This is a genomic window from Aeromonas sp. ZOR0002, assembly GCF_963866995.1.
Lineage (GTDB): Bacteria > Pseudomonadota > Gammaproteobacteria > Enterobacterales > Aeromonadaceae > Aeromonas > Aeromonas caviae.
The window spans coordinates 4,154-14,597 of record NZ_CAWMFQ010000198.1 but is presented as its reverse complement, the minus strand read 5'-3'; the positions used below and the strand labels follow the sequence as shown (position 1 = coordinate 14,597).

9 protein-coding genes and 1 pseudogene are annotated in these 10,444 nt (G+C 62.4%); all 10 read right to left on the bottom strand.

What is annotated here, in order from left to right; genetic code table 11:
• A partial coding sequence (gene mreC, locus AACR77_RS11810; protein WP_081999443.1) for a rod shape-determining protein MreC occupies window positions 1-893 on the bottom strand: 893 nt, incomplete at its 3' end.
• Between the two features lie 41 nt (window positions 894-934).
• Window positions 935-1,975, bottom strand: coding sequence for a rod shape-determining protein (locus AACR77_RS11805; RefSeq protein ID WP_005308111.1), 1,041 nt, complete (start codon window positions 1,973-1,975; stop codon window positions 935-937).
• Window positions 1,976-2,191: 216 nt separating this feature from the next.
• The gene (locus AACR77_RS11800) at window positions 2,192-6,532 is read right to left on the bottom strand and encodes a DUF6701 domain-containing protein (protein ID WP_042881699.1); all 4,341 of its coding nucleotides are present in this window, start codon (window positions 6,530-6,532) and stop codon (window positions 2,192-2,194) included.
• Between the two features lie 25 nt (window positions 6,533-6,557).
• Window positions 6,558-7,019 carry a hypothetical protein gene (locus AACR77_RS11795; protein ID WP_042881697.1) on the bottom strand — a complete coding sequence of 154 codons (462 nt, stop codon included), beginning with the start codon at window positions 7,017-7,019 and terminating at the stop codon, window positions 6,558-6,560.
• Window positions 7,009-7,881, bottom strand: a complete 873-nt coding sequence (locus AACR77_RS11790) for a PilW family protein (RefSeq protein ID WP_081999442.1) — start codon at window positions 7,879-7,881, stop codon at window positions 7,009-7,011. Before AACR77_RS11790 ends, AACR77_RS11795 begins: the two co-directional genes overlap by 11 nt.
• A complete protein-coding gene (locus AACR77_RS11785; RefSeq protein WP_042881694.1) occupies window positions 7,881-8,456 on the bottom strand; it encodes a prepilin-type N-terminal cleavage/methylation domain-containing protein in 576 nt (191 codons plus the stop codon). Before AACR77_RS11785 ends, AACR77_RS11790 begins: the two co-directional genes overlap by 1 nt.
• Window positions 8,443-8,922 carry a pilus assembly FimT family protein gene (locus tag AACR77_RS11780; RefSeq protein ID WP_042881692.1) on the bottom strand — a complete coding sequence of 160 codons (480 nt, stop codon included), beginning with the start codon at window positions 8,920-8,922 and terminating at the stop codon, window positions 8,443-8,445. Before AACR77_RS11780 ends, AACR77_RS11785 begins: the two co-directional genes overlap by 14 nt.
• 57 nt (window positions 8,923-8,979) lie before the next feature.
• A complete protein-coding gene (locus AACR77_RS11775; RefSeq protein WP_042881691.1) occupies window positions 8,980-9,426 on the bottom strand; it encodes a prepilin-type N-terminal cleavage/methylation domain-containing protein in 447 nt (148 codons plus the stop codon).
• 19 nt (window positions 9,427-9,445) lie between these two features.
• The gene (locus AACR77_RS11770) at window positions 9,446-10,105 is read right to left on the bottom strand and encodes a type II secretion system protein (RefSeq protein ID WP_041201421.1); all 660 of its coding nucleotides are present in this window, start codon (window positions 10,103-10,105) and stop codon (window positions 9,446-9,448) included.
• Window positions 10,106-10,182: 77 nt separating this feature from the next.
• Window positions 10,183-10,444 (bottom strand): annotated as a pseudogene (locus AACR77_RS11765) (hypothetical protein); the annotation flags it as partial.

Here is a 10,444-nt window from a genome sequence, read left to right as displayed (position 1 = left end):
TCACAGGTGGTTGCCGTGGCCGCCGAGGCGCTCGCCGCAGGCTCAAGGGCATCCTTGTCGTGTACTTCCGGTTTCTTGTCGGTCCACAGCAGCAGCAGGTAGCGCAGACGGTCCAGCGCCACCAGCGGCTTGGCCTCGATCTGGGCGAAGGGCTTGCCCTCCACGTAGTCGGAGCGGGTCACGGTCGCCACCGGATAACCTTCCGGGAAGCGGCCGCCCAGGCCCGAGGTGACCAGCAGATCGCCGACCTGGACGTCGGTGTTGCGGGGCAGGTTGCGCAGCTCCAGCTTGTCCAGCTCGCCGCTGCCGGAGGCGATGGCGCGCAAGTCGTTGCGCAGCACCCGCACCGGGATACCGTGGCTGGAGTCGGTGATGAGCAGGACGCGACTGGTGGTGGAGCCCACGTGGAGCACCTGACCGACCACCCCCTGATCGTTGATCACCGGCTGGCCGTTGTAGACGCCATCCAGCGCCCCCTTGTTGATCAGCACCTGATGGCTGAAGGGGTCGGAATCCACCGACAGCAGCTCGGCCACCATCTTGCGGGACTCCTTGTGTACCGGCGACCCCAGCAGCTCGCGCAGCCGCTGGTTCTCGTGCTCCAGCTGATCCATCTTGAGCAGGCGCGAGCGCAGGGTGAACAGTTGCTGCTCCTGCTGCTTGGTCTGCTCGATGAGATCGGCGCGGGTCTGCACCTGGGTCGACATGGTGTCGAGCAGGGTGCCGGGGGCGTTGGCGATGTATTGCAGCGGGCTCACCAGGGAGCTCAGATAAACGCGGACATGGCTGAACACACCGAAGCGGGAATCCGCGACGATGGCAGCGACGGAGATGATGACGGCGAGAAACAACCGTAACTGAAGCGAAGGGCCTCTACCGAAGATGGGTTTCATGAGTCGTCAAAAAAGAGCCGGCGCTCGGCCGGCTTTGGGTCTTATTCGTAGTGGAACAGATCGCCACCGTGCATATCGATCAGCTCCAGCGCCTTGCCACCGCCACGGGCGACACAGGTGAGGGGATCTTCAGCCACGACGACCGGGATGCCGGTCTCTTCCATCAGCAGACGGTCGATGTCCTTGAGCAGGGCACCACCACCGGTCAGCACCATGCCGCGCTCGGAGATGTCGGACGCCAGCTCGGGCGGGGATTGCTCCAGGGCCACCATGACGGCGGAGACGATGCCGGAGAGCGGCTCTTGCAGCGCTTCCAGGATCTCGTTGGAGTTCAGGGTGAAGCTGCGGGGCACACCCTCGGCCAGGTTGCGACCGCGCACTTCGATCTCGCGCACCTCTTCGCCCGGATAGGCGGAGCCGATCTCGTGCTTGATGCGCTCGGCGGTGGCTTCCCCGATCAGGCTGCCGTAGTTGCGACGGACGTAGCTGATGATGGCTTCGTCGAACTTGTCGCCACCGATACGGACGGACTGGGAGTAGACCACGCCGTTCAGGGAGATGATGGCCACTTCGGTGGTACCGCCACCGATGTCCACCACCATGGAACCGGTCGCTTCGGAGACCGGCAGGCCGGCACCGATGGCGGCAGCCATGGGTTCATCGATCAGGTAAACCTCGCGGGCGCCGGCGCCCAGAGCGGATTCCTTGATGGCGCGACGTTCCACCTGGGTGGAGCCGCAGGGTACGCACACCAGCACGCGCGGGCTGGGGCGGAAATAGTTGTTGTCGTGAACCTGTTTGATGAAGTGCTGCAGCATCTTCTCGGTCACGTAGAAATCGGCGATCACGCCGTCTTTCATCGGGCGAATGGCAGAGATGTTACCAGGGGTACGACCCAGCATCTGCTTGGCGGCATGACCGACAGCAGCGACCGATTTGGCGTTCCCGCGCTCTTGGCGAATGGCGACAACTGAGGGTTCGTTAAGGACGATCCCTTGATCTTTTACATAGATCAGGGTGTTGGCAGTTCCCAAGTCGATCGACAGATCGTTGGAAAAGACGCCTCTGAGCTTTTTGAACATGGCTACGGGAAATCCTAAGAATTTGGAGGTGCAGAAAACCGGCTAACTTTACCAATGCCCACCCCAATGGGCAAGCGCTCAAACTGTCGCCAATCAATCAGGCGCGACAAAAATGCGAGTCATCACTCACCCGCTCAGGCCGACAAACACTACGAAACAAGGAGATAAGACGCCACTGTACAGCAATGCGTCTATCTCCCCGTGTCAGCCCGGGTGTCAGGGCATCACTTCGCGGCGATAAATAATCCGATCATTGCCCCGATCCCGACCAAAAATTGCCTCCCCCTGCAGATGACCCGTCGTGGCGGGATCCGCCAACCAGACGGGTTGGGATGGCTGTTGCTCCAGCACGATCCGATAGGGAATGCGCACCGCCTGATTGGGCGGCGCGAAGTGGAACCGGGTCTCGCCTGCGTCGAAACCGACCTGAGTACCGCCCGGAGCCACATTGCCGAGACCAAGGCGAATGCGGGTACCGTCTTTGAGGATCAGATCCCCCGTCGCGGAGTCATAGCGTTGCTCCGCATCGGTAAAGACGATACCACCTCCCGCCAGGGAGATCTGGGTACAGATATCTTGCGAATTGGCTCGCCACAGGCCCCCTTCGAAATATTGCACCTGCAGGGGCAGCGCCAGCGGGGCGCTATCGACCCCCTGACGGGTGCTGGCGAGCAGCCGGCCGTAGTAGGCGATCATGGTATCGTCCGATCCCTTCGGAATGGAGAGCTGTTTGGCGGTGCAGTTCACCCCGCTCTGGCAAGTGCCGCTGACGGACGGATTCATGTTCCGTCCGCTGAGGAAGCTGGTCTCAGGAGTCTCACCGTCCGTTACTCTGAGCCCTAGTCGCAGGAGCGGCAAGGGCTCTTCCGGTGCGGTCAGGCTAGGGGTCAGTTCGCGCAGCCGCATAAAGCGGGTTTGACCTGACTGCTTGCCTGTTCCTTCGGTCCAGCTGGCGGCCAGCGGCGCCAGCCGATTGGATCTGTCCACCCCGTCCTGATTGTTGGCTGCCACCAGGGTGAGGGCCCCCCTGGCAAAGGCATCACGGTAGTTCCTCGTGACACTCCCTTCCTTGTTGCGCGCCTCCACCACCGTCTGTACCCCGAATGGCTGGCTCATATAGCTGAAACCGCCGCAGGCCGGGGTGACGATGCCGCTCGTCATGTTGAAGTCCCAGGGTACGAAGCGCCCCAGCGGCACGCTGGTGGCGGGAGGGATGGTGTAACCGAAATAGCCCGTTGATACTGTGCTTCCCTCTGGCGACGTTGCCACCGGTGGCGTCGCCTTGATCCTGAAGACCCCGACCTCGTTGAGACTGAGGGCGGGGGTATTGAGGCCGGCACTGGCTGCAACGTGGCTGTACCTGGTCGGAGTGACCTGGGCGGCCACGCCCCCCTGAGGGGCCACCAGCTCGCTGGTCAGGGCGATGTCGGACAACACGAAGTTGGGGGTGGTGCCATTGCCGGTGCAGATATCCCTATCGCTGTCGCTCTGCCACGCCATGGCCTGGATATTGAGCGAGAAGCTGTCTCCCGTCCTCTTGAACACAGGGCAGGTGATATCCCCTGCCGCGCAGGTCCCCTCGGTAGGCGTGATGCAGAGCCCGGCCGGGCGGCTGACGAACAGATCCGACCCCGTCATCACCAGCCCTGCGGTATCCCCGCTGCCATCGTGGCGGGCATTAAGCCGCATCTGGCCTGCATCCGGATAGCGAACACTCTTCAACGTCGCCTTGCCTTGACCATCGAAGGTCAAATTGAGGGTTGTCGCCGCTGGCGAGACTACATTGGCGGCATAAGTCGAAATCGTCTTGCCATCTATCGCCATCTGACTCCCGACAGAATTGTCATTCGGGGTGACATACGTTCCCCAGAAGCCGACCGAACGCTCACCGGTAAAACCGGGGACACACTGCTGGGTCGCATTGTCCTTTTTGACGGCACTGATCACTACATCTTGGGGCCTGTTGGCCAGGGTATCCGGCACATTGAACAGGAAGCCGCTGTCGGCAAAGCTCAAGGTACAGGCGGCGGCGCTCAGGGCGCCGCTGCCCGCCCGGCAAAGCGTCTCGCTAAGCGGCTTGGTGGAGGGAATAGAGCCACTCACCCCCACCTTCATGGCGCTCGCCAGATTGTTGCGCAGCTGCAATTTGGCGGTGCCGTTGCTGAAGGTCACGGTAGCGGTGTTGCCGTTGTAGCTCACCTGGCTGTCGGCTATCCAGCCGTTGCTGCCATTCTTGAGAGGGGTCAGGATGGCGCTCACCGGGTCCGTGAACAGCTGGCTGCAACTGGCGTTGGCGCAGGCCCGAATGGTCAGAGTCTCGGGGTTGCAGGTCAGGGCCTGGCCTGAGTGATCGAACTCGAAGTGATCGATCTGGGTGCCCACCGGATTGGATTTGAGGGCGCAGATACGGACGTTGTCGATCTGGTGGGCGTTGGTCGCATCCCCGGTCGAGCCAGTCAGGGACAACAACAGATTCTCGGGAATGGCCGCCTGGCCACTCTGACCCGCAGCATTGAAGCTGTCGATCAGGGTGCTGTAACCGCTCCCCGTGTTGCGCTCCACCTTGACCAGGGACTGACCGGTGATGCGCGAGTCTATGGTCAGTCGATAACGGTGGGGGCGATTGCTGTCCGAGCCGCTGTCCACGGTCGGCGACAGACAGTTGCCGCTGGCGTTGTCGGCGCCGTTGTTGCAGGTGCCCTTGAGGTAGTTGTAGCCGCTGGTACCGGAGCCCGAGCCGCGCACCACCACGGACTGCTTGCGTCGCCCCTTGTTGGTCGCCCCGCCTTCACCCGAGAAGTTGCCGTACTCATCTATGCCCACCCCGAGCCAGCCACCGGCAAAGCCGTTGACCCCTGGCTTGAAACCATACCCGAGGGGCCCGCCGAAGGCGCCCGGTTGGGGGGTCACTCTGGCGTCAGAGAGCACCACCGCCATGCCGTCCGCCCCGTTGCCGCTGTGGGCATACTGGTCGAATTCGATGGTGACCAGGTTGTTGGCGGCGGGGAAGAGCCGCTGGTAAGTCGCAGAGGTGGATTGCTTGGGGCTGGCCTGGGTCATGCCGAGTCGGCCATTGACGATGGCGGGGGTAAAGTCGCCGCTGCTGCGGGCCACCACCCAGTCGCTGCCAAGGGTGCTGGCGGAGAAGTCGTCGCTGAAACAGGTCAGTGGGTCTTCACACATGCCCGGCCAGTCGCCGTTGAAGGGCTCGTGGATCACCTGGCTGTTGTTGGTCATGGAGACGTTCACCGCCGACACGGCGCCGGTCAGCACGGCCTGGCCACTCATGGCCAGATCCCCGGCGTTCACATAGAGAATGGCGTTGAGTTTGGTGTTGCCGCTCATGGTGACCTTGCCGAAGTGATACATCATCAGGTCGTTGGCCTTGCCCCCGGCATTGACCTCCATCTGGTCGCTCAGGGCCAGATCGCTCTTGATGTACAACCTCGCGGCACTGCCGCTGTCAAAGATCAGCTTGTCGTTCTGACCGAGCTCCATCTTGTCTATCCAGTGGTTGCCGCCACGAAAGTAGAAATTGATGTTGGAGGTGCTCTGGTGTTTGAACGTCTTGAGGTAGCGGGCCTGCAGATATCCGTTGAGGGTGCCGTTGCCACTCACCTCCAGGGTCTGATGCAACCTGAGGGTCAGATCGCCGCGATTGCCCGCCGCCGTGATCTTGCCCTGTCCCTCCATCCCCAGCTCGTAGACGCTGAGGGTACTCTGCCCCTCCAGCGTCATGACGCTGTTGTCCTCGACCGTCAGTTCCCTGATGGTCCAGTTCCCCGCCGCCATGGGCATCTGGCTCTGCCCGCTCAGGGCGACCGTTTCGGCATAGTGGGGCTGGAAGCGGGCCGTGACGTTGCCAATCGAGCTGGTCGACAGCGCCAGGCTGTCATAGACGGTGACGTTCGCACCGGAGAGCTTGCCGTTGCCGGAGACCGTCAGCGCATTGACGTGCAGGTTGCCACTCCCCTTGATGCCATCCGAGTACCCCGTGACCTGCACCGTCTTGGCATAGACGGTCGCACCGTTGAGATTGAGCACGGCCCCGTCGGAGAGCGACAGGGTGTTGAAGCGATAGGTTTGCCCGGATTGCAGGGTGGCCAGGCAGTTGCCGCTGCTCCAGGAGGCATTCTTGTAATTACCGGGTGCCGGGGTGAAAGCGCTGGTACACGCCAGGTTGTTCTGGCCACTGAAGGTGGGAAAATCACCGGGATCGGGCGGGAAATCATCCGGATCGCCGATGAATGCGAGATCCTTGAGGGGACTGGCCAGGGTGCCGCTGACGTTGCAGTTGGAGATCCAGGTCCCCCCGTTCCAGTAGCCACCGTTGTTGCAGTTGGCGTTGGGCTGGATGTTTTTGGTCAGGAAGGGGTAACTGGCCCCCACTGTGGTGCTGATGATCTTGCTTTCATTGTTCATGCTCAGCACGCCGGGGGAGGCGTGGCTCTGCACCGGGAAAAGGAAGGCTTCTGTACACTGGCTGGCGGCCTGCACCGAGGTAGATCCCAGCAAGATCCACAACAGGGCGCCGCGAAGAGGCTGGCTGGACTTCATGGGGTCTGGCTCCTTGGCAGGGGGCTCATGGCGTCACTCCATCGAAAGCTTCCGCCACCAGGGTGCGGCTGACGGCAAAGTCCGGGTTGGGGCCACTGTTGGCCCCGGGATCACCACAGCGCCCTTCGCTGCTGAAGCGATAACCGGTCTGGGTCGCGCCGGCCACGCTCACCGGCAGCTTGGTGCAGCTGACACTGGCCTGGCAGCCCGCCAGCCCAGCCTCGGTGAAAGTGAATGTCAGGGGGCCGCAGGCTTGCCCCTGCCACTGGCCGCTCGGGTAGAGCCGGTACAGGGCAATCTCCAACCCGCTCTGGGCCGCCATCAGGGCACGCACCCCGCGCACCTCCACCCCGTGCTTCTCGCCGCTGTCCACCAGGAAGCGGCCCATGGCCGCCGCCAGCAGGGCCATGATGACGATGACAAAGAGCGCGACCATGATGGCGCTGCCGCGCTGGGGCGCCAGCCTGCGGGGGGGCCTAGGGAACATTGAGCGTCTCCAGCTTGTGGTTGAAGAGGACGCGCTCGCCGCGCTGCTCGAGCTCCATCCGCAGTCCCACCTCGCTCTGGCTGAAGGCGGCGGGCTCCCGGTAGAAGTAATAGGACGCGGGGCGGATATGCTCGGCCATGAGGGCCGAAGTGCCAAGGCTGATGTCAGCACCGATGGCGGCGCTGACCCGGGTCAGGGTGGCATTCGTCACGCAGTAACGCACCTGCTGACGGGCAAAATAGATGCGCTGCCCGGGGGACTCCTTGGCGAAGGTGCCATCCACCGTCAGCGGCAAGGCCCCCGAGACCGGGCTCCCCACCGAGGTGACGGCGGCCACGCAGTTGCCATGGATACACCCCTGCTCCAGGCCGAGTGCCGGATCGGCGAGGGGATAGACGATGGCCTGGTCCTTCTCTCGCGGCAGCGCGTCCGGCACCGCTATGTTGAGCCCGGCGCTGGCCACTGAGCCCAGATAGCGGCTGGCGGTGACGATGGGCCAGAAGCGCAGGCAGGTCCCCTGATCCGCCCCCTTGCCCGCCTCATCCTCGATGCGCACCGAACCGGGGACCGCATCGCGCAGCTCGCGGTTGAGCCGCTCCAGGGCGAAGCGGGCATCGCTCATCAGCTGCTCGCGGCGGCTGGCATCCCCGTAAATCTGGGTGCCGATGCCGATAAACTGGCTGGAGAAGGTCGCCATCACCCCGAGCAGCAGGATCACCATCACCAGCTCCACCAGGGTGAAGCCCCGCCCCCGCCCAGGTTGGGCGCAGGCTCGATGAGCGAAGCCTGATCGGACGCGGTAACGAGGTGTGGTCACAGCTGCGTCATCGGACGCGGCATCACGGGAGTGCGGCTGGTCCATCAGTAGTTCCCCCGATAGAGGGCAAACGCCAGCTCGCTCTCATCCGGCAGACGCACGGTCAGGGCGACGCGCTTGCCGATAGACTCGGCCCCCGGCCCTGTGCTGCCAAACAGGGTATCCGGGGTGACGGCGATCCTGATCTGATAGTGGCGATACTCCTGGTCGCTGACGCCCTCGGCATCCGTCTGGGTAAACAGGTTGGCGTCCACCCAGTGACCCCCGGTGTCGAAATCGTCCACGTCGTTGAAGGCATAGGGGCGGGTCTCGCCCCCCTCCGGGCCGTAGTCGGCGCTGGCGGTGCAGGGGGGATAGGTCACCGCAGGGGTGCCGACGGTCTCACCGCAGCGAAAACGGCCGCCGTTGTGATCCGAGTGCTCATCGAAGGATTTTTGCAGCACCTCGCTTAAGATCCGCTGGGCCAGCTGGGCGGCCCGTACCTGGTGCACCGGATCCACCGCCTGGGGTGCCTGATTGATGAGAAGCCCCAGGACGCCGGTCAGGGCGATGGCCAGCAGCACAATGCCGACCACGAACTCGATCAGGGTGAAGCCGCGCCGGGCCTTAAGGGAGGGCATGGATATAACCTTCCGGCTCGATGCGCAGCCGGGCGCTCTCCTGCCCGCTGCTCACCACCAGGTTGCAGCCATTGACGCAGGTTGAGGGTGAGAGCGGACGGCCGCTTCGCTTGTCGAAAGAAAAGCTGCCTTGAGGCAGGGAGAGGCCGCCGGAGGCGGTGATGACTCGCCCCCGGCTCTGCTCGTCCGCACTCCAGCCGGAGATGGGCTTGGGGGTACAGCTGCCAAGCAGGGTCAGATGACCGAAGCGGCTCGGCTCCAGTACCAGCTGGGTGCAACGCGCCTCCCCTTCCTGCATGTTCATGGTCTGAACCAGCCGCAACCGGGCCACAAGCTCATCGCGCAGGGTATGGGTTTCAAAGCCGCCTTTGCCCAGCCACTTGGGCACGGCAAAGGCGGCCAGAATCCCGAGCAACAGGATTACGATAACCAGTTCTATCAGGGTGAAGCCCTTGTTTCTCGGCATTTGCTTGCTCATTGAATAATGAAAAAGCGAGGCCGAAGCCTCGCTTGTCAACACGTATTACTTACAGTTTTGCAACTCGGTTTTGAAAGGAACAGTATCACTGGTTGCGGCTGTGTATTTTACGGTACAAGTATTGCCACTGGTATTAGCAGGGGCAAAAGTTGACTCGAGAGCAGTTGCGCCAGAAGCTGCAACCCAGCCGTCCAGGGTTACAGCAGCGGAAATGGTATCAGCGGTCGGGTAGCCATAGATAACCTTGACACCGGTCATTCCATTCAAGTCAGTACCACCTGCCGCAGATGCCTTTTCCTGCCCATTCAGAGCTGCCTTGCTATAGACCAGATTGGCAGCGCTGGACAACGCTGCCTGCACGCCCTGCGCGGCAGACTTCTTGGCATCATCCTGCAGATTCAGGAACTTGGGCGCGGCGGTGACCGCCAGAATGCCCAGAATGATGATCACGATGACCAGTTCGATCAGGGTAAAACCCGATTGCTTTTTCATTACGTCTTTCCTCGGTTTATCAATTGATATTGGTGGTCACCTGGCCGGAGGCCGGGCGATAACTGAAACTCATGAACGCATCCGTGCTCCCTTGCGGGTCCTGATAACGTCCATCACTTCCCTTGCTCAGGCTGTTGACCAGATAGTAACGGCAGACCGAATCCAGTCCATTGTTGCTCACCGTGGCATAGAACTTCAGGTCATTGCCGCTACCGCGCACCTCGTCAAAGCGGGCAGTAGCCTTGGGAGGATTCTGCAACAACCCCTCCCAAATATTGAGGCAGCGGGCCGCCGTCAGACTGGCCGGATCCACATCGGGCGTGCCGCTTGCTGCCGTGTCCATGGGATACCCGGGAGAGAGCTCGCCATTGCTGACCTGACTGTCGGTCGGCGTGGTCAGATAGAAACGCGAGCCGTCATAGAGCACGGTGTTGAGTCCATCCTGCCTGGCACGCCCCTCGGCCTCCCACTGGGCCCGCACCAGGGACACTCCGGTGGCGAAACCGCCCGATACCCCTTCCACGCTCGCCTTCTTCGCCTCGTCGGTCACATCGAGAAAACGGGGCAAGGCGGTGACGGCCAGGATCCCCAGGATCACGATGACGATCACCAGCTCAATCAGGGAAAAACCGGCCATCTGACCGGGCCCCTGGCCGGGTATCACTCTCTTTGTTGCCATGCTGCCTCCGTAATGTTCCGCATTATTTCATGCAGATAGAAAAAAATCATGTCGCCGAGACGCTAGAACGATACTGTTCAAGATTTGTTCAGCAAACTGCCGTCGGCGAAGCGATAGATCAACCAGTTAGCCTCCCAACCAAATTCGCATCCCTCCCCATCCGGGCTAGCCAGCACCTGCAGGGTGGGCATCGACAGCGCCTCCTGGCCGAGCAAGGCCGACCAGAGCCCGCGGCAGTTCTCGGACGGTGACTGTAGCGGCAACACCGCCAGCGGCCAGCCTCGCCCATCGAACTGCCAGGCCCGCCCCTCTGCATGGAGCACGGCGGGGCGCCGCTCA